The organism is Mycobacterium sp. NGS69 (assembly GCF_059812165.1).
On sequence record NZ_JCALCD010000005.1, the window covers coordinates 99,163 to 120,762 of the forward strand.

Sequence of the window (21,600 nt, forward strand, 5' to 3'; positions counted from 1 at the left end):
GGGCTCAGTATTACTTGCGCAGCAGCAGATCCCCGGGTTCCGGCGCGGCGCGGGGCCCGGGCGGCTCCTCGGCGTATCCGATCGCGATGGCGCCCAACGGCTCCCAGTCGGCGGGCAGCTCGAGCTCGGCGCGGACCAGGTCGGCGGCGAAGATCGTCGAGCCGATCCAGCAGCTGCCCACACCGCGCACCGCGAGCGCGACCAGCAGCGCCTGCACGGCCGCCCCGACCGCGACCGTGAACATGGTGCGTTCGGCGGCGGTGCGGGCGGCGTCGGGATAGGCGTGGGCGCCCTCGGGGACCAGGAACGGGATGACGACCTCGGGCGCGTCGTAGAGGATCTGGCCGCGCGCCACCCGCCGCTCGACCGAGTCGGCGGGCCGGCCGTCCCCGGTGAGGTCGGAGCGCCACTTGTCCTTCATGCGGTCCAGCAGCCGGGTCCGGGTGGCCGGGGTGCGCAGCCACACGAACCGGACCGGCCGGGTGTGATGGGGGGCCGGCGCGGTGAGCGCCTCGGCGACGGCGGCCTCGATCAGCTCGGGTGGCACCGGCTCGGCGCTGAACCGGCGCACCGACCGGCGCAACAGCTGGGCCTGGCGGCGGCCCAGGTCGAGGGCCTCGGCGGTGCCGAGCCAGAACAGGTCCTCCTCGCCGGGCCGCAGCAGCTGCCGCGCCGTCGTGCCGTCGTCGGTCACAACGCCGCCGGGCAGCCCTCGCACCACGGCCACCGGCATCGCGGTCAGCTTGCCCTTGACCAGATCGGCGGCGGCCGCGACCTCGTCGGCGATCGCGATCTCGGTGACCAGCAGCTCGTTGCCGTGCGCATCGACGGCCCCCGAATAGCCGTGCAGCACGCGAAGGCCCGCCGCGCCGACGGCCGCGTCGGTCTGCCCGTTGCGCCAGGCGCGGCCCATCGTGTCGGTGATGACCACGGCGATGCCGACGCCGAGGCGCTCGCGCAGCCCGGCGCGCAGCGCGGCGGCGCTGGCGTCGGGGTCGACCGGCAGCAGCGCCAGCTCGTCGCGGCCGACGTTGGATCCGTCCACCCCGGCGGCGGCCTGGACCAGGCCGAGCCGGTTCTCGGTGATCAGCGTCTGGCCCTTGCGCGCCAGCACGCGCACGGCCTCGTCGTCGACCAGCTTGCGGCGCAGCCGGTCGCGCTCCTCGGCGTCCCGCGGGGCCGGCACCAGGCGGCCCTCGCATTTGGACACCACCTTGCTGGTCACCACCACGACGTCGCCGTCGCGCAGCCACGGCGCCGCGGCGGCGACGGCCGCGCCCAGGTCGTCGCCGGGCCGGAATTCGGGGAGCCCGGTGACGGGGAGGATCTCGATCGCCGCGCCGGTGCCGTGCTCGGTCACAGGTTCACGCCCGCGAGCTCCAGCCCCGCGGCGACCATCTCGGCCGTCGCCTTGGGGTCGCGCATGATCAGCGGCGCCGCGCGCACCGCCACCCCCTCGATGTGGGCCTCATCGCCCTCGTGGATCAGCCAGCAATCCAGGATCCCGGTGGCCCGCCGCGCCCCGTAGTGCCGGCCGACCGCCTCCGCGGTGGACTCGACCCCGATCACCGAAAGGCATGCATCGGCCATGCCGCGCAACGGCTTTCCGCCGATGATCGGTGAGTAGCCGACCACCGGGGCCGTGGCCGCGCGCAGCGCCCCGCGGATGCCGGGGACCGCCAGGATGGCGCCGACGCTGACCACCGGGTTGGACGGCGCCAGCAGGATCACGTCGGCTTCGCCGATGGCCGCCACCGCTTCGGCTGTGGCGCTGGCCTTTTCGGCGCCGACGAACGCGAAACTGTGCGTGGGCACCTGGGCCCGGTGGCGCACCCACCACTCCTGGAAGTGAATCGCGCGCCGGCCGTCGTCGGCGGGATCGGTGATCACCACGTGCGTCTCGCAGCGGTCGTCGGTGGCCGGCAGCAACCGCGCGCCGGGTTGCCAGCGGTCGCACAGCGCGGTGGTGATCTGCGACAGCGGGTAGCCGGCGTTCAGCATCTGAGTGCGCACCAGGTGGGTGCCCAGGTCGCGGTCGCCGAGCCCGAACCAGTCCGGCTGCACGCCGTAGCGCGCCAATTCCTCTTTGGCGTGCCAGGTTTCGTCGCGATGACCCCACCCTCGCTCCGGGTCGACACCTCCACCTAAGGTGTACATGCAGGTGTCCAAATCCGGACAGACGCGCACCCCGTGGATCCACGCATCATCGCCGACGTTGACGACCGCGGTCAGTTCGTGTCCGCCGCCATTTTGGCCCTGTTGCGAAAACTGACCGAGCCCGAGCAGCTGTTGAACCCCCAGCAGGAACCGGGCGCCGCCCACCCCGCCGACCAAAACCGTGACCTTCACTTGACCTTCACAGGGCTCGACAGTACTGCCCGCGTGGGGACTGTGATCGACACGCCGAAGACCGCAAAACAACGGAAACGCCGGAATTTGGTCACGAGATGATATGGAAATTCGCCATTACGCTTGACCAGGCAGGTCAACAAGTGTCTAATCACATCAGTGTCATTTCCCGGTTGGCCGGCCGATTCCGGTGTCGCAGACCGAGATTCGATCACATGTTCGAATTGTCTGTACATCAGAACAGTGGGAACTCACTCACTCTCTCAAATCAAACCTGAGGAGGCGGACGAAGCATGTCTTATGAGCACCTTCGGGGCGTTATGACAAGCACACCGCACAGCACCATCGGCGCGATGCCGGCGGCACCCGTCCGCCCGCACCTGACTGTGGTTCCCGACGCCCCAGTCGTTTTCGAGCCCGAGCCCGAACCGCTGCCGACCCCGGATCAGTGGCAGGACCGCGCGCTGTGCGCGCAAACGGATCCCGAGGCCTTCTTCCCGGAGAAGGGCGGCTCCACCCGCGAGGCCAAGAAGATCTGCCTCGGTTGCGAGGTGCGCCACGAGTGCCTCGAGTACGCCCTGGCCCATGACGAGCGCTTCGGCATCTGGGGCGGCCTCTCCGAGCGCGAGCGCCGCCGCCTCAAACGCGGCATCATCTGACCCCGGCGCCCGCCCGCAACGTCATTCGTCGTCGATCGTGGGATCGATGACCGAGGGCTCGACGTCCAGGTAGATGGCCACCTGGGCCACCAGGATTTCGTGCAGCAACTCGCCAAGTTCGACGGTGTCCTTGGCCCGTCTCTCAATCGGCTTGCGGAACAAGACAATTCGTGCCCGCGTGGAGTTGCCGCGGACGTCGACGCCGGCCGGGATCAAGCGGGCGAGCGCGATCGGCCCGTCGGCGATCACCTCGGGTGGCCACTGCACGGCATCGGGATCCTTCGCGGCGATGCGGGGGATCTCGTCGACCGCCACGTCGAGCTCCGAGACGCGTTCTTGCCAGCGCCGCTCGATCGGTTCGTAGGCCTCCAGCACCGCCATGTCGAACCGCTCGGCCCGGCTTCGCCAGCCCGGCACCGTCGGCGGCAGCAACGGGCCCCGCATATCGCGGCCGCGGCGCGACGCACGGTAGGAAGCCGAACGGCGCCGCGACCGATCGCTTTGCGGGGAGCCGCGGGAATCGCCGCGGGAATCGCTCATCGGGCCGATGGTAACGGTTGGGAATCGCGGGTCGTGCGGATGCGCGTGTCCGGCGCTTCCACGACGTTTCCGCACGATAGCCTTTCGATCGTGAACGTTCCCCGTCGCTGTTGCCGGCCCGGGTGTCCGCACTATGCCGTGGCGACCTTGACGTTCGTCTACTCGGACTCGACGGCAGTGGTTGGCCCCCTGGCCACCGCGCGGGAACCGCACTCGTGGGACCTGTGCGTCGGCCACGCCGGCCGGATCACCGCGCCCCGCGGGTGGGAGCTGGTGCGGCACGCCGGACCCCTCCTTTCCGAGCCCGCCCATCCGGACGAGGACGACCTGGTCGCCCTGGCCGACGCGGTGCGCGAGGGTCGCCCGGCCGACGCGGCGATGCCGTACGGGGCCGCGCCGGTCAACGGCTTTGCCGATCCCCACATTCAGCACGCGGGGGCCCATGCCACCGCGCCGAGCAGCGGGCTGCTCGCGCCCCCCGAACATCGTTCCGGTCGGCGCCGGGGCCATCTGCGGGTGTTGCCCGACCCGGCTGACTAGCCGCGGCTAACGCGCCACAGGTTTTTCCCGGGCCGATAGGCTGGCGCCAAGAGCCACACTGTCAGGAGCGTCAGGAGTTTCGCATGCCCCGGTCCGCCGCGACCGTTCGCCGTGTCGTCAAGGCGTACGACGTGCGCGGGCTGGTCGGCGAGGAGCTCGACGAGTCACTGGTCACCGACCTCGGCGCCGCGTTCGCCAGGCTGATGCGCGCCGAGGGGGCCAGCCGGGTGGCCATCGGCCACGACATGCGGGACAGTTCGCCGGGGCTGGCCGCCGCGTTCGCGGGCGGGGTGATCGGCCAGGGCCTCGACGTGGTGCGCATCGGCCTGGCGTCCACCGACCAGCTCTATTTCGCCTCGGGGTTGCTGGACTGCCCCGGCGCGATGTTCACCGCGAGCCACAACCCGGCCGCCTACAACGGCATCAAGCTGTGCCGGGCCGGCGCCAAACCGGTGGGCGCCGACACCGGGCTGGGCGTCATCACCGAGGACGTGATCGCCGGGGTCGCGGCGTACGACGGGCAACCCGGCACGGTCACCGATCAGGACGTGCTGGCGGACTACGGGAAGTTCCTGCGGTCGCTGGTGAACACCTCCGGGCTGCGCCCGCTGCGGGTGGCCGTGGACGCCGGCAACGGCATGGCCGGCCACACCGCCCCGGCGGTGCTCGGCGCGATCGACTCGATCACGCTGTTGCCGTTGTACTTCGAGCTCGACGGCTCGTTCCCCAACCACGAGGCCAACCCGCTCGACCCGGCCAACCTGGTGGACCTGCAGAAGTTCGTCCGCGACAGCGGCGCCGATATCGGGCTGGCCTTCGACGGCGACGCCGACCGGTGCTTCGTGGTCGACGAGGGCGGCCACCTGGTTTCGCCGTCGACGGTGACCAGCCTGGTGGCCGCGCGCGAACTGGGCCGCGAGATCGGCGCCACGATCATCCACAACGTGATCACCTCCCGCGCGGTGCCCGAGCTGGTCACCGAACGCGGCGGCACACCGCTGCGCTCGCGGGTCGGCCACTCCTATATCAAGGGCCTGATGGCCGACACCGGCGCGATCTTCGGCGGCGAGCATTCCGCGCACTACTACTTCCGCGACTTCTGGGGCGCCGACTCGGGGATGCTGGCGGCGCTGTACGTGCTCGCCGCGCTCGGCGAGCAGGACCGGCCGCTGTCGGAACTGACCGCCGACTACCAGCGCTACGAGTCCTCCGGCGAGATCAACTTCAAGGTGGCCGACGCGTCGTATTGTGTGGACGCGGTGCTGAAGTCGTTCGGCACCCGGATTCAGTCCATCGATCATCTGGACGGGGTGACGGTCGATTTGGGCGACGGCAGCTGGTTCAACCTGCGCAGCTCCAACACCGAGCCGCTGCTGCGGCTCAACGTGGAGGGCCGCACGACCGAGGACGTCGACGCGCTGGTCGCCGCGATCAGCACCCAGATCGCGGCCCAAGAGGCCGCCCCGTGAGCACCACCCGGGTGATCGACCTGGAGGACACCGGCGGCCTGCTGGACGCCGACCGGGAGGGCCTGCTGCGGGCGGCGTCGTCGGCGGGCGCGCAGGTGCGCGCGATCGGCGCCGCGGCCGACGAAGGCGCGCTCGAGGGGCTGCGGGCCGACGACCGCGCGCGCAGCGTGATCTGGGTGGCCGGCCGCGGGACCGCCGAGACCGCCGGTGCCCTGCTGGCCGCGACGCTGGGCGGGTCGGCATCCCAGCCGATCACCGTCGTCGGCGAGGCGCCGCCGTGGGTCGGCCCGCTGGACGTGCTGATCGTCGCCGGCGACGACCCCGGCGATCCCGCGCTGGTCAGCTCCGCCGCGACCGGGGTGCGCCGGGGCGCGCGGGTCGTCGTGGCGGCGCCGTACGAGGGTCCGCTGCGCGACTCCACGGCGGGGCGGGCCGCGGTGCTCGAGCCGCGGGTCTTGGTTCCCGCCGAGTTCGGGTTGTGCCGGTACCTGGCCGCCGGCCTGGCCGTGCTGCGAACCGTCGACCCGCGACCCGGTGTCGACCTTGGGTCGCTCGCCGATGAGCTGGACGCCGAGGCGCTGCGCAACAGTGCCGGCCGCGAGCTGTTTACCAACCCGGCCAAGACGATCGCCGAGCGGCTGGCCAATCGCCGGGCCGCGCTGGCCGGCGACTGCGCCGCGACGCTCGCGCTGGCCCGGCACGGCAGTTCGGTGCTGCTGCGGGTCGCCCACGAGGTGGTCGCCGCCACGGGGCTGGCCGACGCGGTGGCGGCGCTGCGGGCGGCGGCCCATGGGGGCGCCGCGTCCTCGGTCGAGGACCTCTTCCACGACGAGGAGATCGACGGGCCGCGGCCCGACCGGCTCCGCGTGCTGGCGCTGACGCTGCGCGACGAGCAGACGGTGGTGGCCGCCCGCACCGCCGGGCTCGACAACGTCTACCTGCTCGCCGCCGAGGATGTGCCCGACGGGCCCGGCGGCGCGGCCGGCTCCACGGTAGCGCCGGCGTTGGGGGGCGCCATCAGCGCCGAGCAGCAACTGGCAGTATTGGCCGTTCGGCTGGAGATGGCCGCGGTTTATATGCGACTGGTGCGGGGATAAAGAGACAAGTGGAACTGCTTCGCGGGGCCTTACGGACGTACGCGTGGGGATCGCGCACCGCCCTGGCGGAATTCACCGGGCGGGCGGTCCCGGCGGCCCACCCGGAGGCCGAGCTGTGGTTCGGCGCGCACCCGGGCGACCCGGCCTGGCTGGAGACGGGTAAGGGCGAGGTCTCGTTGCTGGAGGCGCTGGTCGCCGACCCGGAGGGGCAGCTCGGCCCGAGGTCGCGCGCCCGCTTCGGGGACGTGTTGCCGTTCCTGGTCAAGGTGCTGGCCGCCGATGAGCCGCTGTCCCTGCAGGCCCACCCGAGCGCCGAGCAGGCGGTCGAGGGTTACCTGCGCGAGGAGCGGCTGGGCATCCCGGTGACCTCGCCGGTCCGCAACTACCGCGACACCTCCCACAAGCCGGAGTTGTTGGTGGCGCTGCACTCGTTCGAGGCGCTGGCCGGCTTTCGTCAGGCGTCGCGGACCGTCGAGCTGCTGCGCGCGCTGGCCGTCTCCGACCTCGACCCCTACATCGACCTGCTGAACGACCAGTCCGACGCCGACGGACTGCGCGCGCTGTTCACCACCTGGATCACCGCACCCCAGCCCGACATCGACGTGCTGGTGCCCGCCGTGCTGGACGGCGCGATCCACTACGTCAGCTCCGGTGCAACGGAATTCGCGGCCGAAGCCAAGACGGTGCTGGAACTGGGCGAACGCTATCCCGGTGACGCCGGGGTGCTGGCGGCGCTGTTGCTCAACCGCATCACCCTGGCCCCGGGGGAGGCCATCTTCGTGGCGGCTGGCAACCTGCACACCTATCTGCGCGGTTTCGCCGTCGAGGTGATGGCCAACTCCGACAACGTGTTACGCGGCGGGCTCACCCCCAAGCACGTCGACGTGCCCGAGCTGCTGCGGGTGCTGGACTTCACGCCCACCACCGAGGCGCAGCTGCACCCGCCCATCCGCCGGGAGGGGTTCGGCCGGATCTACCAGACCCCGACCGACGAGTTCGCGGTCGCGCTGCTGGCGCTCGACGGCGAGTACCTGGGCCACGAGGTCGACGCGGGCTGCGCCCACGAGGGCCCGCAGATCTTGTTGTCCACCCAGGGCTGCACCACGGTGCACGCCAAGTCCGGATCGCTCACGCTGGAGCGTGGAATGGCGGCATGGGTGGCGGCCGACGACGGACCGATCCGCCTCGTCGCGCGCGAGCCCGCCAAACTTTTCAGGGCGACCGTAGGGCTGTGAGGGGCCGCCGGGGCTTGGCGGCCGTCCGGCGCTCGCGCAGCCACAGCCGCATGTTGTGCGCCATGGCGCGGCCGACGATCCGCGGCGGCGGGACCATGTACAGGCTGTCCAGCAGCGAGAACCGGCGCAAAAACCATTCGGCCAGCACGGGATCGGTCTCGGCGGCGCCGAGGAACTGGTCGAACAGCGCGCCGGACGGCCGCCACCACCACGGCGCCGACCCCTTGGGCCGGGCGTGGTGGAAGGTGACGTCGCCGATGGCGTTCATCATCCACACCGGGTAGGTCGTCCTGGCCGTGGCCCGATTCAGTTCACCGGCAAGGTCATTCGATGCCAGCGCCCGCCGCAGGTGGCCGGCCTGCAGCACCGTCATCGTCATGCCCTGCCCGAAGGTGGGGTTGAAGCTGGCGACGGCGTCACCGAGCGGGACGATGCCGGCCGGGAAGCGGTCCAGCTTGTGGTAGCGGCGCCACCGGCTGGCCGGAAACGCGTGATAAGCCGGCTCGCCCACCGGTTCCGCCTGCGCCAGTGCGGCATTGAAGTGCGCGGGCAGCAGCTTGCCGGCCAGCGCCAGCATCTCGGGGAACGTCGCGGGCGGCTTGGCGCCGGCCACGCCGAAAGTCGTCAGCACCCACACGCGGTCCTCGTAGTGCAGCATGCCCAGCCCGAGCGACTCGTCGTGGGAGGCCCCGGCGACCACGACCTTCTCGGCGATCAGGCCCTCCGGCATGCGGAATTGCTGGGTGGCGTAGTTGATGCCGATGTCGATGGTCGCTTCGACCGGGCGCCGGTATCCCCACTGCTCCAACCAAACCGGCAACCGGGTGCCCCGGCCCGCGGCGTCGACGACGAGGTCGGCCGGCACCAACTCGGGCTCGCCGTCACCCTGCGGATCCAGCAGCACGCCGGTGACCCGCTGGCGCGCGGGGTCGAACCGCGGCTCGGCGACCGAACGGCGGATGATCTCGACGTTGTCGATGTCGCGGACGCGCCGGCGCAGCTGCCACTCCAGGTGCGGGCGGCTGGGCACGTAGGCGGTGAACTCGTCGCGCAGCGTGTGCCCCGTCCCCAGGACGTGGCCCGCGGCGCCCAGGTGGATGCAGTCGGGCCGGTTCTCCAGCATGGGCACGCCCGCGTCGACCATGTCGTCCAGCAGGCCGGGGAACAGGCTCTCGAACTCCGCCGCGCCCCGGGCCATCAGCATGTGCAGGTGCCGGTCCTGGGGGACCGTCGCGCGGTGCGCCGGCGCGCTCGGCAGCTCGTCGCGCTCGTAGACGCTGACCCGCGAATAGCACTCCGACAGCACCCGCGCGGCGCACAGGCCGGCGATGCTTCCCCCGATCACCACGGCGTGGTCCCTCATGTTTCCCCCGCTCTCCCGCATGCCCGCAGACTACCCAGTACTGTGCGGTCCAACGGGTCCCAACGGGCCCCGGCGGGGCGGAAAGGCGGCCAATGGCAAATCGATGGCGGACGAAATCGGTCGAGCAATCGATCGCCGACACCGACGAGCCGGAGACCCGGCTGCGCAAGGAGTTGACCTGGTGGGACCTGGTCGTGTTCGGCGTCGCGGTGGTGATCGGCGCCGGCATCTTCACGGTCACGGCGTCGACCACCGGCGACATCACCGGGCCGGCCATCTGGATCTCGTTCGTGATCGCCGCGGTCACCTGCGCGCTGGCGGCCCTGTGCTACGCCGAATTCGCCTCCACGCTGCCGGTGGCGGGCAGCGCCTACACCTTCTCCTATGCCACCTTCGGTGAGTTCATCGCCTGGATCATCGGCTGGAACCTGGTGCTGGAGTTGGCAATCGGGGCCGCCGTCGTGTCCAAGGGCTGGTCGAGCTACCTGGGCAACGTGTTCGGATTCGCCGGGGGCACAGTGCAACTCGGATCGGTCAACCTCGACTGGGGCGCGCTGCTGATCGTCACGGTGGTCGCCACCCTGGTCACCCTGGGCACCAAACTGTCGTCACGCTTCTCCGCCGTGATCACCGGCATCAAGGTGTCGGTGGTGATTTTCGTGGTGCTGGTCGGCGTCTTCTACATCAAGGGCTCCAACTACTCGCCGTTCATCCCGAAGCCGGAGTCCGGGCACGAGGCGTCGGGCATCAACCAGTCCGTGCTGTCGCTGCTGACCGGGGCGCACAGCAGCCACTACGGTTGGTACGGCGTGCTGGCGGGGGCGTCGATCGTGTTCTTCGCGTTCATCGGGTTCGACATCGTGGCCACCATGGCGGAGGAAACCAAGAAGCCGCAGCGCGACGTGCCCCGGGGCATCCTGGCGTCGCTGGCGATCGTGACCGTCCTCTACGTCGCGGTGTCGGTGGTGCTGTCCGGCATGGTCTCCTACACCCAGCTCAAGACCGTGCCCGGCGGTAAGCCGGCCAACCTCGCCACGGCCTTCGCGGCCAACGGCATCGACTGGGCCAGCAAGATCATCGCGATCGGCGCGCTGGCGGGCCTGACCACGGTGGTGATGGTGCTGGTGCTCGGGCAGTGCCGCGTGCTGTTCGCGATGGCCCGCGACGGGCTGCTGCCGCGGTCGCTGGCCAAGACCGGCGCGCGCGGGACCCCGGTTCGGATCACCGTGCTGGTCGCGATCGTGATCGCGGCGACGGCCTCGGTGTTTCCGATCGCCAAGCTGGAGGAGATGGTCAACGTCGGCACGCTGTTCGCGTTCGTGCTGGTGTCGGCGGGCGTGTTGGTCCTGCGGCGCACCCGGCCCGACCTGGAGCGGGGGTTCCGGGCGCCCTGGGTGCCACTGCTGCCCATCGCGTCGATCGCCGCCTGCGCGTGGCTGATGCTGAACCTCAGCGCGCTGACCTGGGTGCGCTTCGGCGTGTGGCTGGTGGTGGGCACCGCGATCTACGCCGGTTACGGGTACCGGCACTCCGTTCAGGGGCGTCGGCAATCCGGGGAGCTCTCCTCGGTCGGCTGAGCACTGCGGTTTACAAAACAGCGCTCTGTGTCTAGACACGAGACGCAAACGATTGTATTGTCCAATCTCGACGTGGCATGACTCACAAGGAGGTTTGGCAGATGACCACACTGAGGCCCGACGAGGCGCCGGTCTGGCGGGACAAGAAGCGCCATCTGTGGCTGATGGGGCTGATCGCGCCCACGGCGTTGTTCGTGATGCTGCCGATCGTCTGGGCGTTGAACCGGCTCGGCTGGCACGCCGCCGCGCAGGTGCCGCTGTGGATCGGGCCGATCCTGCTCTACGTCCTGCTGCCGATCCTCGACCTGCGGTTCGGGCCCGACGGGCAGAACCCGCCCGACGAGGTGATGGAACGGCTGGAGAACGACAAGTACTACCGCTACTGCACCTACGTGTACATCCCGTTCCAGTACCTCAGCGTGGTCCTGGGCGCCTACCTGTTCACCGCGTCGAACCTGAGCTGGCTCGGATTTGATGGCGGCCTGGGCTGGGCGGGCAAGCTGGGCGTGGCGCTGTCTGTCGGGGTCCTCGGCGGGGTGGGGATCAACACGGCCCACGAGATGGGGCACAAGAAGGACTCGCTGGAGCGGTGGCTGTCCAAGGTCACCCTGGCGCAGTCCTGCTACGGCCACTTCTACATCGAGCACAACCGCGGCCACCACGTGCGCGTCTCGACCCCCGAAGACCCGGCGTCGGCGCGTTTCGGCGAGACGTTCTGGGAGTTCCTGCCGCGCAGCGTGTTCGGCAGCCTGCGCTCGGCGCTGGGCCTGGAGGCGCAGCGGCTGCGCCGGCTGGGCAAGAGCCCGTGGGACCCCCGGACCTACCCGTCCAACGACGTGCTCAACGCGTGGGCGATGTCGGTCGTGCTGTGGGGCGCGCTGATCGCGATCTTCGGCCCGGCGCTGATCCCGTTCGTGATCGTCCAGGCGGTCTTCGGGTTCAGCCTGCTGGAGGCGGTCAATTACCTGGAGCACTACGGCCTGCTGCGGCAGAAGCTCGACTCGCCTTCCGGGAAAGCGCGCTACGAGCGGTGCGCGCCGGTACACAGCTGGAACTCCGACCACATCGTGACCAACCTGTTCCTGTATCACCTGCAGCGGCACAGCGATCACCACGCCAACCCGACCCGTCGCTACCAGACGCTGCGCAGCATCGAGGGCTCGCCCAACCTGCCGAGCGGGTATGCGTCGATGATCTCGCTCACCTACTTCCCGCCGCTGTGGCGCCGGGTGATGGACCACCGCGTGCTGGCGCACTACGACGGCGACATCACCCGGGTCAACGTGCAGCCGCGGCTGCGCGAGAAGCTGCTCGCGAAGCGCGGGGTGGCGGCATGATCGCCTACCGTTGCCCGGGCTGCGGCTACGTTTATGACGAGGCGAAAGGCGCTGCGCGGGAAGGCTTTCCCGCCGGGACGCGGTGGGAGGATATTCCCGACGACTGGGGCTGCCCGGACTGCGCGGTGCGCGAGAAGGTGGACTTCGAGACCATAGGAGCTACGGCATGAGCGACTACAAGCTGTTCCGCTGCATCCAATGCGGCTTCGAGTACGACGAGGCGCTGGGCTGGCCGGAGGACGGGATCGCGCCGGGCACTCGCTGGGACGACATCCCCGACGACTGGAGCTGCCCGGACTGCGGCGCCGCGAAATCGGACTTCGAAATGGTGGAAGTGGCCAGACCGTGAACGCCTCGACCACTACTGTCGCGCCTGTGAAGCGGATGCCCTACGCCGAGGCGTCGCGCGTCCTGTTGCGCGACTCGGTGCTCGACGCGATGCGGGACCTGCTGCTGGCGCGGGATTGGTCCGCGATCACGCTGTCGGACGTGGCCCGCGCCGCGGGCATCAGCCGGCAGACCATCTACAACGAGTTCGGCTCGCGCCAGGGCCTGGCGCAGGGGTACGCCCTGCGGCTGGCCGATCGACTGGTCGACGCCGTCGGGTCCGCGATCGACGCCAACGTCGGGCACATCCACGAGGCATTCCTGCAGGGTTTCCGATCCTTCTTCGCGGAGTCGGCCGCCGACCCGCTGGTGATCTCGCTGCTGACCGGCGTCGCCAAGCCCGACCTGCTGCAGATCATCACCACCGACAGCGGGCCCATCATCACCCGGGCGTCGGCGCGCCTGACCACGTCGCTGACCCAGAGCTGGGTCGCGACCAGCGACGAGGACGCCGGGGTGCTGGCCCGCGCCATCGTGCGGCTGGCGCTGAGCTACGTGTCGATGCCGCCGGAGGCCGACCACGACGTGGCGGCGGACCTGGCCCGGCTGATGACGCCGTTCGCGGAGCGTCATGGGGTCGCGGCTACAGTGGCGGAAGAACATACCTAAGCTAAGTACCGCTTGGAACCCTTAAGCCACTGATAAAGGAAGCGCAAACGCTATGACGACGACCGAAAGTTCGTTAACCGCCGACGTCCGCAACGGCATCGATTTCAAGGTCGCCGACCTGTCGCTGGCGGATTACGGCCGGCGGGACATCGAGCTGTCCGAGCAGGAGATGCCGGGTCTGATGTCGCTGCGCCGCGAATACGCCGACGTGCAACCGCTCAAGGGGGCGCGGATCTCCGGCTCGCTGCACATGACCGTGCAGACCGCGGTGCTCATCGAGACCCTCGTCTCGCTCGGCGCGCAGGTCCGCTGGGCGTCGTGCAACATCTTCTCCACCCAGGACCACGCCGCCGCCGCGGTGGTCGTCGGCCCGTACGGCACCCCGGAGGAGCCCAAGGGTGTCCCGGTGTTCGCCTGGAAGGGCGAGACGCTGGAGGAGTACTGGTGGGCCGCCGAGCAGATGCTCACCTGGCCCGACGAGCCCGCGAACATGATCCTCGACGACGGCGGCGACGCCACCATGCTGGTGCTGCGCGGCGCGCAATACGAGAAGGCCGGCGTGGTGCCCCCCGCCGAGGACGACGACCCCACCGAGTGGAAGGTCTTCCTGGAGCTGCTGCGCAACCGCTTCGAGACCGACAAGGACAAGTGGACAAAGATCTCCGAGTCGGTCAAGGGCGTCACCGAGGAGACCACGACCGGCGTGCTGCGGCTCTACCAGTTCGCCGCGGCCGGTGACCTGGCCTTCCCGGCCATCAACGTCAACGACTCGGTCACCAAGTCCAAGTTCGACAACAAGTACGGCTGCCGGCACTCCCTGATCGACGGCATCAACCGCGGCACCGACGTGCTGATCGGCGGCAAGAAGGTGCTGATCTGCGGCTACGGCGACGTCGGCAAGGGCTGCGCCGACTCGGTCAAGGGCCAGGGCGCGCGCGTCGTCGTCACCGAGATCGACCCGATCAACGCGCTGCAGGCGCTGATGGAGGGCTACGACGTCAAGACGGTCGAGGACGCGATCGGCGAGGCCGACATCGTCATCACCGCCACCGGCAACAAGGACATCATCACGCTCGAGCACATGAAGGCGATGAAGGACCACGCGGTGCTCGGCAACATCGGCCACTTCGACAACGAGATCCAGGTCGCCCAGCTCGAGAAGTCCGGCGCCACCAAGGTGAACATCCGCCCCCAGGTCGACGTGTGGACGTTCGGCGACAGCGGCAAGTCGATCATCCTGCTGTCCGAGGGCCGGCTGCTCAACCTGGGCAACGCCACCGGGCACCCGTCGTTCGTGATGAGCAACAGCTTCTCCAACCAGGTGATCGCGCAGATCGAGCTGTGGACCAAGAACGACGAGTACGACAACGAGGTGTACCGGCTGCCCAAGCACCTCGACGAGAAGGTGGCGCGCATCCACGTCGAGGCGCTCGGCGGCCAGCTGACCAAGCTGACCAAGGAGCAGGCCGAGTACATCGGCGTCGACGTCGACGGCCCCTACAAGGCCGACCACTACCGCTACTGATTTCCTGCGCGAGCAGACGCAGAATCGCACCACCGAAGCCACTCGCGTGCGATTCTGCGTCTGCTCGGCATACCGGCGATAGGCTCGCGCCGTGTTGATCGCGATCGAAGGGGTCGACGGCTCCGGCAAGCGCACCCTGTCCGACGGCCTGCGCAAGGCCTTCGAACGCGCCGGCAAGTCGGTTGCCACACTGGCTTTCCCGCGTTACGGGCAGTCGGTGACCGCCGACATCGCGGCCGAGGCGTTGCACGGCGGGCACGGCGACCTGGCGTCGTCGGTGTATGCGATGGCCACGCTGTTCGCGCTCGACCGCGCCGGCGCGATCGGGGAGATCGCGGCGCTGGGCCGTGACCACGACGTGGTGATCCTGGATCGTTACGTCGCCTCCAACGCCGCCTACAGCGCGGCGCGGCTGCACCAGGACGCGGCCGGCGAGGCGGCGGCCTGGGTGCACCGGCTGGAATACGAGCGGTTGCGGGTGCCCGCGCCCGACTGTCAGGTGCTGCTCGCGGTGCCCGCCGAGCTCGCGGCGCGGCGGGCCCGGCACCGCGCCGAGCACGAGCCGGGCCGCGAGCGCGACAGCTACGAACGCGACGACGGGCTGCAGCAGCGCACCGGCGCGGTCTACGCCGAGTTGGCCGAAGCGGGCTGGGGCGGGCGCTGGCTGGTCGTCGACGCCGACGTCGATCCGGGGCGGCTGGCGGCGTCTTTGACGGCCGATTAGCACAAAATTGTCACGATTTGCCCGTATCGAATACGAAACGCCCGTGTGGTGCGCCGAATTTGTCCCGATCTGGTGACACCATGGACTCCATGAGGCAAAGGATTTTGGTCGTCGACGACGACGCTTCGCTGGCCGAGATGCTCACCATCGTGCTGCGTGGGGAGGGCTTCGATACCGCGGTCATCGGCGACGGGACCCAGGCCCTGACGGCGGTGCGCGAGTTGCGCCCCGATTTGGTGCTGCTGGACCTGATGCTGCCGGGCATGAACGGCATCGACGTGTGCCGGGTGTTGCGCGCCGACTCCGGCGTGCCCATCGTGATGCTGACCGCCAAGACCGACACCGTGGACGTGGTGCTCGGCCTGGAGTCGGGCGCCGACGACTACATCATGAAGCCGTTCAAGCCCAAGGAGCTGGTCGCCCGGGTGCGGGCGCGGCTGCGGCGCAACGACGACGAGCCCGCCGAGATGCTTTCCATCGCCGACGTCGACATCGACGTGCCGGCGCACAAGGTCACCCGCAACGGCGAGCAGATCTCCCTCACACCGCTGGAGTTCGACCTGTTGGTCGCGCTGGCACGCAAACCGCGCCAGGTGTTTACTCGTGATGTGCTGCTCGAACAGGTGTGGGGATACCGGCACCCGGCGGATACTCGCCTGGTGAACGTGCACGTCCAGCGTCTGCGGGCCAAGGTCGAGAAGGACCCGGAGAACCCGACCGTGGTGTTGACCGTTCGAGGAGTGGGATACAAGGCCGGACCTCCGTGATCCGGGAGGTTCGTTGATCTGGGGGTCTCGGCAACGCACTAGGAGTCGCTGGGGGCGTTCTGGCCCCATGACGCGTGGCATGGGTGCGGTGAGTCGGGTCGTGGGCGCTGCCTGGCGCCGATCGCTGCAATTGCGGGTGGTGGCGCTGACCCTCGGCCTGTCGCTCGCCGTCATCCTGGCGCTGGGTTTCGTGCTGACCAGCCAGGTCACCAACCGCGTGCTGGACGTGAAGGTCCGGGCCGCCATGGAGCAGATCGAGCGGGCGCGCACCACCGTCGCCGGGATCGTCAACGGCGAGGAGACCCGCTCGCTGGACAGCAGCCTGCAGCTGGCCCGTAACACGTTGACGTCCAAGACCGACCCGGCCTCGGGCGCCGGCCTGGCCGGCGCGTTCGACGCGGTGCTGATGGTGCCGGGCGACGGGCCGCGCGCCGCCAGCGCGGCCGGGCCCGTCGACCAGGTGCCCAACGCGTTGCGCGGCTTCGTCAAGGCCGGGCAGGCGGCCTATCAGTACGCCACCGTGCACACCGACGGGTTCTCCGGACCGGCGCTGGTCATCGGCACGCCGACGTCGTCGCAGGTCGCCAACCTCGAGCTGTACCTGATCTTCCCGCTGAAGAACGAGCAGGCCACCATCCAGCTGGTGCGCGGCACGATGATCACCGGCGGCGCGGTGCTGCTGGTGCTGCTCGCCGGGATCGCGTTGCTGGTCTCGCGCCAGGTGGTGGTGCCGGTCCGGTCGGCGTCGCGGATCGCCGAGCGGTTCGCCGAGGGGCACCTGTCCGAGCGGATGCCGGTGCGCGGTGAGGACGACATGGCGCGGCTGGCGGTGTCGTTCAACGACATGGCCGAGAGCCTGTCGCGCCAGATCACCCAGCTCGAGGAGTTCGGCAACCTGCAGCGCCGGTTCACCTCCGACGTCAGCCACGAACTGCGCACCCCGCTGACCACCGTGCGGATGGCCGCCGACCTGATCTACGACCACAGCGCCGACCTCGATCCCACCCTGGCCCGGTCCACCGAGCTGATGGTCAACGAGCTGGACCGGTTCGAGACGCTGCTCAACGACCTGCTCGAGATCTCCCGGCACGACGCCGGTGTGGCCGAGCTGTCCGTCGAGGCGGTGGACCTGCGCGCCACGGTGCAAAGCGCGCTGGGCAACGTGGGCCACCTGGCCGAGGAGGCCGGGATCGAGTTGCTCGTCGACCTGCCCGACGAGGAGGTGATCGCCGAGGTCGACGCGCGTCGGGTGGAGCGGATCCTGCGCAACCTGATCGCCAACGCCATCGACCACGCCGAACACAAGCCCGTGCAGATCCGGATGGGCGTCGACGAGGACACCGTGGCGGTCACCGTCCGCGACTACGGGGTGGGGCTGCGGCCCGGCGAGGAGAAGCTGGTGTTCAGCCGGTTCTGGCGCTCGGACCCGTCGCGGGTGCGCCGTTCCGGGGGCACCGGGCTGGGCCTGGCGATCAGCATCGAGGACGCGCGGCTGCACCAGGGCCGGCTGGAGGCGTGGGGCGAGCCCGGCCAGGGCGCCTGCTTCCGGCTGACGCTGCCCCTGGTGCGCGGCCACAAGGTCACCACCAGCCCGCTGCCGTTGAAGCCGATCCCGGAGCCGCCCGCGCCGCCGCGCCCGGACGCGCCGCGCCCACGCGAGCACGCCGAGCGGAGCGTCTGATGCGGCGGTTGCTCGCGGTTCTCTCGCTGGCGTTCGTCCTGGCCGGCTGCGCGGGGGTGCCCAGCTCGTCGGCCCCGCAGGCCATCGGCACCGTCGAGCGGCCGGCGCCGTCGAACCTGCCCAAGCCGACCCCGGGCATGGACCCCGACGTGTTGCTGCGCGAATTCCTCAAGGCCACCGCCGATCCGGCGAACCGGCACCTGGCGGCCCGGCAATTTCTCACACAGTCGGCGTCCAACGCGTGGGACGACGCTGGTAGTGCCCTGCTGATCGACCACGTGGTGTTCGTGGAAACCCGTGGCGCCGAACGGGTTTCGGCGACCATGCGTGCCGACATCCTGGGCTCGCTGTCGGATGTCGGGGTGTTCGAAACGGCCGAGGGCGTGCTGCCGGACCCGGGGCCGATCGAGTTGGTCAAGACGTCGGGCGGCTGGCGAATCGACCGCCTGCCCAACGGCGTCTTCCTGGACTGGCAGCAGTTCCAGTCCACCTACAAACGCAACACCCTGTACTTCGCCGACCCGACCGGCAAGACGGTGGTGCCCGACCCCCGCTACGTCGCGGTGTCCGACCACGACCAGCTGGCCACCGAGCTGGTGTCCAAGATGCTGGCCGGGCCGCGGCCCGAGATGGCCCACACCGTGCGTAACCTGCTGGCCCCGCCGCTGCGGCTGCGCGGGCCGGTGACCCGGGCCGACGGCGGCAAGAACGGCATCGGCAAGGGCTACGGCGGCGCCCGCATCGACCTGGAGAAGCTGTCCACCACCGACCCGCACAGCAGGGCATTGCTTGCGGCACAGATCATTTGGACGCTGGCCCGGGCCGACATCAGGGGCCCGTACGTGATCAACGCCGACGGCGCACCGCTGGACGACAGGTTCGCCGAGGGGTGGACCACCTCCGACGTCGCCGCCACCGACCCGGGCGTGGCCGACGGCGCCGGCGCGGGGCTGCACGCGCTGGTCAACGGGTCGCTGGTCGGGCTGGACGGACAGCACGCCAACACCGTGCCGGGGGCGTTCGGGCGGGTGGGTGACCAGACCGGCGCCGCGCTGTCCCGCAGCGGGCGGCAGGTGGCGTCGGTGGTGACGCTGCGCCGCGGCGCGCCGGACCAGGCGGCGTCGCTGTGGATCGGCGATCTGGGCGGCGAGGCGGTCCAGGCCGCCGACGGGCGCACCCTGACGCGGCCCAGCTGGTCGCTCGACGACGCCGTGTGGGTGGTGGTCGACAACAACAACGTGCTGCGCGCGATTCAGGAACCGGCGACCGGGCAGCCCGCCCGCATCCCGGTGGATTCCGCGGTGGTGGCCTCCAGCTTCCCCGGACCCATCACCGACCTGCAGCTGTCCCGCGACGGCACGCGCGCCGCGATGGTGATCAACGGCCAGGTGATCCTCGCCGGTGTGGAGCAGACGCAGGCCGGGCAGTACGCGCTGACCTACCCGCGGCGGCTGGGTTTCGGCCTGGGCAACTCGGTGGTGTCGCTGTCGTGGCGCACCGGCGACGACATCGTGGTGACCCGCACCGACGCCAACCATCCGGTGTCCTACGTCAACCTCGACGGGGTGAACTCCGACGCCCCGTCCCGCGGCCTGCAGATGCCCGTCACGACGGTCGCGGCCAACCCGTCGGCCGTGTACGTCGCGGCCCCGGAAGGGGTGCTGCAGTATTCGGCGTCGGCACCCGAAAGCCAGCAGAGCTGGTCGGAGGTGTCCGGGTTGTCGACGCCCGGCGCGTTGCCGGTTTTGCCGGGCTGAGCGGGCACCGCAGCGGCCTGCCGGCCGAATTACGCGGCGCCCTGGCCGAATAGCGCGGGGTCGCATGATCGGCGTCGCGCGGCAATGCGGGCGGGGCTAGCGTCGCGTTTACCAGCATGAAAACCCTCGCTAGAGAGTCGGAGCTTCGCGGTGTTTGATCGATTCACCTTGGCGGACTTGACCGTTCCGGTGTTCGGTGCGCCCATGGCGGGTGGGCCGTCGACGCCGGCGCTGGCCGCCGCGGTATCCAATGCCGGCGGCCTGGGCTTCCTGGCGGGCGGCATGTCGTCCGCGACGGAGCTGGCCGACGCGATCGTCGCGGCGCGAAGGCTGACGTCCGGACCCTTGGGCGTGAATTTGTTTGTCCCGCAAGGGCCGACAGCCGACGTGGACCAGCTCACCGCGTTCAGGAAAACCCTGGCGCGCCAAGCGCACCACTGCGCTGTATCGCTCGAAGAACCTTCCGCTTCCGCGTACGACGACGAATGGGACGCGAAACTCGATGTGGTGCACGAGCTTCGGCCGGAGGCGGTGTCATTCACCTTCGGCTCGCCCGGCGCCGCGGTGTGCAGGTCGATGCACGACGCCGGCGTCTCGACCGTCGCCACCGTCACCACTGTTCGCGAGGCGGTGATCGCGCTGAACTGCCCAGTGGACGCTTTGGTGGCCCAGGGCCCCGACGCGGGCGGGCATCGGGCGACGTTCGACCCGCTCGCCGCGCCGCCCCACGATTCGCTCGACGACCTCGTCACCGCCCTGGTGGCCTGTTTCGATCGTCCCGTCGTCGCCGCCGGGGGCCTCGGGACGCCCGACGACGTGGGGCGGCTGCGCGACGCCGGCGCCGCCGCCGTCCAGCTCGGCACTGCGTTCCTGCTCGCCGACGAGGCCGGAACCAACGCCGTGCACCGCGCGGCGTTGCGTGATCCGGCGTTCGCCGACACGGCAGTGACGCGCGCGTTCACCGGGCGCCACGCGCGCGCCTTGCGCAACCGGTTCATCGACGCCTACGACGCCGATGCGATTTCCGGTTTCCCTCAGGTGGCGATGCTCACCGCGCCGCTTCAGGCCGCCGCGCTGAAAATCGGTGATCCACACGGCATCGCCATGTGGGCGGGCACGGCCTTCCGCAAGGCCAAAACGGGCCCGGCCGCAGACATCATGCACTACATGGCGGGCTGAGCGCCCGGGCAACCAGGGAGGTTCGCACACAATGGAATCCGGCTACGGCAAAGTCGCGGTCATCACCGGCGCATCGCGAGGGATCGGCGCGGGCCTGGTCGAGGCGTACCGCAAGCGGGGCTACGGGGTGGTCGCCACGTCGCGCGCCATCACGGCCTCGCCGCATCCCGAAGTCCACTGCGTCGCAGCGGATATCGGCGAACCCGGCACGCCCGGACTTCTCGTCGACGAGGCGCTGGCGCGGTTCGGCCGCATCGACACGCTGATCAACAACGCCGGCGTCTTCCTCGCGAAGCCCTTCACCCGCTACACCCCCGAGGACTACGAGTTGGTGACGTCGGTCAACACGCTCGGCTTCTTCGGGATCACGCAGCGCGTCGTCGCCCAACTGCTCGCGCAGGGCGGCGGCGGCCACATCGTCAACATCACCACCACGCTGGTGGAACACGCGCATTCCGGCGTCCCGTCGGCATTGACCGCACTCACCAAGGGCGGGCTTACCGCCGTCACCAAATCGCTGGCCATCGAATACGCCCGCGAAGGGATACGCGTAAACGCGATATCGCCCGGCGTCATCGACACCCCGATGCACGCCGGTGTGGACGCGTCCGCCGCCTACGCGGGCATGCATCCCCAGCGGCGGATCGGCGCCATCGCCGACGTCGTGCAGGGCGTGCTCTATCTGGAGACCGCGCCCTTCGTCACCGGCGAGATCCTGCACGTCGACGGCGGACAGAGCGCGGGCCACTGACCCGCGCCCGGTAGTCGATTTTATCGATATCCGTTGTAAGGCCGAAGAATAACA

General features: G+C 70.1%; 21 protein-coding genes. 17 read left to right on the forward strand and 4 right to left on the reverse strand.

The features are described 5' to 3' along the window. Positions 1-10: 10 nt before the first annotated feature. A complete protein-coding gene (locus AC5Y2S_RS16395; protein WP_499957146.1) occupies positions 11-1,360 on the reverse strand; it encodes a coenzyme F420-0:L-glutamate ligase in 1,350 nt (449 codons plus the stop codon). Then, on the reverse strand, positions 1,357-2,349 hold the full coding sequence (gene cofD, locus AC5Y2S_RS16400; protein ID WP_499957147.1) for a 2-phospho-L-lactate transferase: 993 nt from the start codon (positions 2,347-2,349) through the stop codon (positions 1,357-1,359). Before cofD ends, AC5Y2S_RS16395 begins: the two co-directional genes overlap by 4 nt. Positions 2,350-2,669: 320 nt before the next feature. Here cofD and AC5Y2S_RS16405 point away from each other — a divergent pair, with 320 nt between their 5' ends. After that, the gene (locus AC5Y2S_RS16405; RefSeq protein WP_066940771.1) at positions 2,670-3,008 is read left to right on the forward strand and encodes a WhiB family transcriptional regulator; all 339 of its coding nucleotides are present in this window, start codon (positions 2,670-2,672) and stop codon (positions 3,006-3,008) included. 21 nt (positions 3,009-3,029) lie between these two features. Here the strand turns inward: AC5Y2S_RS16405 and AC5Y2S_RS16410 are convergent, their stop codons facing one another. Next, the gene (locus tag AC5Y2S_RS16410; protein WP_499957406.1) at positions 3,030-3,452 is read right to left on the reverse strand and encodes a metallopeptidase family protein; all 423 of its coding nucleotides are present in this window, start codon (positions 3,450-3,452) and stop codon (positions 3,030-3,032) included. A 186-nt stretch (positions 3,453-3,638) separates the two neighbouring features. On the opposite strand from AC5Y2S_RS16410, the gene AC5Y2S_RS16415 reads away from it, so the two are divergent. The 4 genes from AC5Y2S_RS16415 (at position 3,639) to manA (ending at position 7,889) form a co-directional block, all read left to right on the forward strand. Then, positions 3,639-4,088 (forward strand): DUF3499 domain-containing protein, encoded by a 450-nt coding sequence (locus tag AC5Y2S_RS16415; protein ID WP_499901456.1) that lies wholly within the window; start codon positions 3,639-3,641, stop codon positions 4,086-4,088. Positions 4,089-4,171: 83 nt separating this feature from the next. Beyond that, positions 4,172-5,557 (forward strand): phosphomannomutase/phosphoglucomutase, encoded by a 1,386-nt coding sequence (locus AC5Y2S_RS16420; RefSeq protein ID WP_499957148.1) that lies wholly within the window; start codon positions 4,172-4,174, stop codon positions 5,555-5,557. Continuing rightward, positions 5,554-6,654, forward strand: a complete 1,101-nt coding sequence (locus AC5Y2S_RS16425; RefSeq protein ID WP_499957149.1) for a TobH protein — start codon at positions 5,554-5,556, stop codon at positions 6,652-6,654. The genes AC5Y2S_RS16420 and AC5Y2S_RS16425 overlap by 4 nt, the downstream gene beginning before the upstream one ends. Positions 6,655-6,662: 8 nt before the next feature. After that, entirely contained in the window at positions 6,663-7,889 is a 1,227-nt protein-coding gene (gene manA, locus AC5Y2S_RS16430) for a mannose-6-phosphate isomerase, class I (protein WP_499957150.1), read from the forward strand. On the opposite strand, the gene AC5Y2S_RS16435 is transcribed toward manA, so the two are convergent. Then, positions 7,867-9,237, reverse strand: a complete 1,371-nt coding sequence (locus AC5Y2S_RS16435; RefSeq protein WP_499957407.1) for an FAD-dependent oxidoreductase — start codon at positions 9,235-9,237, stop codon at positions 7,867-7,869. The two genes, manA and AC5Y2S_RS16435, sit on opposite strands and share 23 nt — an antisense overlap. A gap of 107 nt (positions 9,238-9,344) precedes the next feature. On the opposite strand from AC5Y2S_RS16435, the gene AC5Y2S_RS16440 reads away from it, so the two are divergent. From AC5Y2S_RS16440 to AC5Y2S_RS16495, 12 genes are all read left to right on the forward strand, one after another. Continuing rightward, positions 9,345-10,829, forward strand: coding sequence for an amino acid permease (locus AC5Y2S_RS16440; RefSeq protein WP_499957151.1), 1,485 nt, complete (start codon positions 9,345-9,347; stop codon positions 10,827-10,829). 101 nt (positions 10,830-10,930) lie between these two features. Beyond that, a complete protein-coding gene (locus tag AC5Y2S_RS16445; RefSeq protein ID WP_499957152.1) occupies positions 10,931-12,166 on the forward strand; it encodes an alkane 1-monooxygenase in 1,236 nt (411 codons plus the stop codon). Next, the gene (locus AC5Y2S_RS16450; protein ID WP_499957153.1) at positions 12,163-12,336 is read left to right on the forward strand and encodes a rubredoxin; all 174 of its coding nucleotides are present in this window, start codon (positions 12,163-12,165) and stop codon (positions 12,334-12,336) included. The genes AC5Y2S_RS16445 and AC5Y2S_RS16450 overlap by 4 nt, the downstream gene beginning before the upstream one ends. Further along, a complete protein-coding gene (rubB, locus tag AC5Y2S_RS16455) occupies positions 12,333-12,515 on the forward strand; it encodes a rubredoxin RubB (protein ID WP_068100530.1) in 183 nt (60 codons plus the stop codon). Before AC5Y2S_RS16450 ends, rubB begins: the two co-directional genes overlap by 4 nt. A gap of 35 nt (positions 12,516-12,550) precedes the next feature. Next, the gene (gene alkX / locus AC5Y2S_RS16460) at positions 12,551-13,162 is read left to right on the forward strand and encodes a TetR family transcriptional regulator AlkX (RefSeq protein ID WP_499957408.1); all 612 of its coding nucleotides are present in this window, start codon (positions 12,551-12,553) and stop codon (positions 13,160-13,162) included. Positions 13,163-13,214: 52 nt separating this feature from the next. Continuing rightward, on the forward strand, positions 13,215-14,687 hold the full coding sequence (gene ahcY, locus AC5Y2S_RS16465) for an adenosylhomocysteinase (RefSeq protein ID WP_499901449.1): 1,473 nt from the start codon (positions 13,215-13,217) through the stop codon (positions 14,685-14,687). A gap of 91 nt (positions 14,688-14,778) precedes the next feature. After that, entirely contained in the window at positions 14,779-15,411 is a 633-nt protein-coding gene (locus AC5Y2S_RS16470) for a dTMP kinase (protein WP_499957154.1), read from the forward strand. An 80-nt stretch (positions 15,412-15,491) separates the two neighbouring features. After that, the gene (gene mtrA, locus AC5Y2S_RS16475) at positions 15,492-16,178 is read left to right on the forward strand and encodes a two-component system response regulator MtrA (protein WP_055576516.1); all 687 of its coding nucleotides are present in this window, start codon (positions 15,492-15,494) and stop codon (positions 16,176-16,178) included. A gap of 13 nt (positions 16,179-16,191) precedes the next feature. Continuing rightward, on the forward strand, positions 16,192-17,859 hold the full coding sequence (gene mtrB / locus AC5Y2S_RS16480; RefSeq protein WP_499901447.1) for an MtrAB system histidine kinase MtrB: 1,668 nt from the start codon (positions 16,192-16,194) through the stop codon (positions 17,857-17,859). Further along, positions 17,859-19,616 (forward strand): MtrAB system accessory lipoprotein LpqB, encoded by a 1,758-nt coding sequence (lpqB, locus tag AC5Y2S_RS16485; protein ID WP_499957155.1) that lies wholly within the window; start codon positions 17,859-17,861, stop codon positions 19,614-19,616. The genes mtrB and lpqB overlap by 1 nt, the downstream gene beginning before the upstream one ends. 150 nt (positions 19,617-19,766) lie before the next feature. Next, entirely contained in the window at positions 19,767-20,795 is a 1,029-nt protein-coding gene (locus tag AC5Y2S_RS16490; RefSeq protein ID WP_499957156.1) for a nitronate monooxygenase, read from the forward strand. A 31-nt stretch (positions 20,796-20,826) separates the two neighbouring features. Next, complete coding sequence (locus AC5Y2S_RS16495; protein ID WP_499957157.1) at positions 20,827-21,546, forward strand: SDR family NAD(P)-dependent oxidoreductase; 720 nt, start codon at positions 20,827-20,829, stop codon at positions 21,544-21,546. Positions 21,547-21,600 lie beyond the last annotated feature (54 nt).

Coding starts and splice junctions, on each gene's coding strand:
- AC5Y2S_RS16450 (WP_499957153.1), top strand. CDS start 12,163: ATGATCGCCTACCGTTGCCCGGGCTGCGGCTACGTTTATGACGAGGCG.
- mtrA (WP_055576516.1), top strand. CDS start 15,492: ATGGACTCCATGAGGCAAAGGATTTTGGTCGTCGACGACGACGCTTCG.
- ahcY (WP_499901449.1), top strand. CDS start 13,215: ATGACGACGACCGAAAGTTCGTTAACCGCCGACGTCCGCAACGGCATC.
- AC5Y2S_RS16410 (WP_499957406.1), bottom strand. CDS start 3,452: ATGCGGGGCCCGTTGCTGCCGCCGACGGTGCCGGGCTGGCGAAGCCGG.
- AC5Y2S_RS16405 (WP_066940771.1), top strand. CDS start 2,670: ATGACAAGCACACCGCACAGCACCATCGGCGCGATGCCGGCGGCACCC.
- lpqB (WP_499957155.1), top strand. CDS start 17,859: ATGCGGCGGTTGCTCGCGGTTCTCTCGCTGGCGTTCGTCCTGGCCGGC.
- AC5Y2S_RS16440 (WP_499957151.1), top strand. CDS start 9,345: ATGGCAAATCGATGGCGGACGAAATCGGTCGAGCAATCGATCGCCGAC.
- AC5Y2S_RS16445 (WP_499957152.1), top strand. CDS start 10,931: ATGACCACACTGAGGCCCGACGAGGCGCCGGTCTGGCGGGACAAGAAG.
- alkX (WP_499957408.1), top strand. CDS start 12,551: ATGCCCTACGCCGAGGCGTCGCGCGTCCTGTTGCGCGACTCGGTGCTC.
- AC5Y2S_RS16495 (WP_499957157.1), top strand. CDS start 20,827: ATGGAATCCGGCTACGGCAAAGTCGCGGTCATCACCGGCGCATCGCGA.
- rubB (WP_068100530.1), top strand. CDS start 12,333: ATGAGCGACTACAAGCTGTTCCGCTGCATCCAATGCGGCTTCGAGTAC.
- AC5Y2S_RS16420 (WP_499957148.1), top strand. CDS start 4,172: ATGCCCCGGTCCGCCGCGACCGTTCGCCGTGTCGTCAAGGCGTACGAC.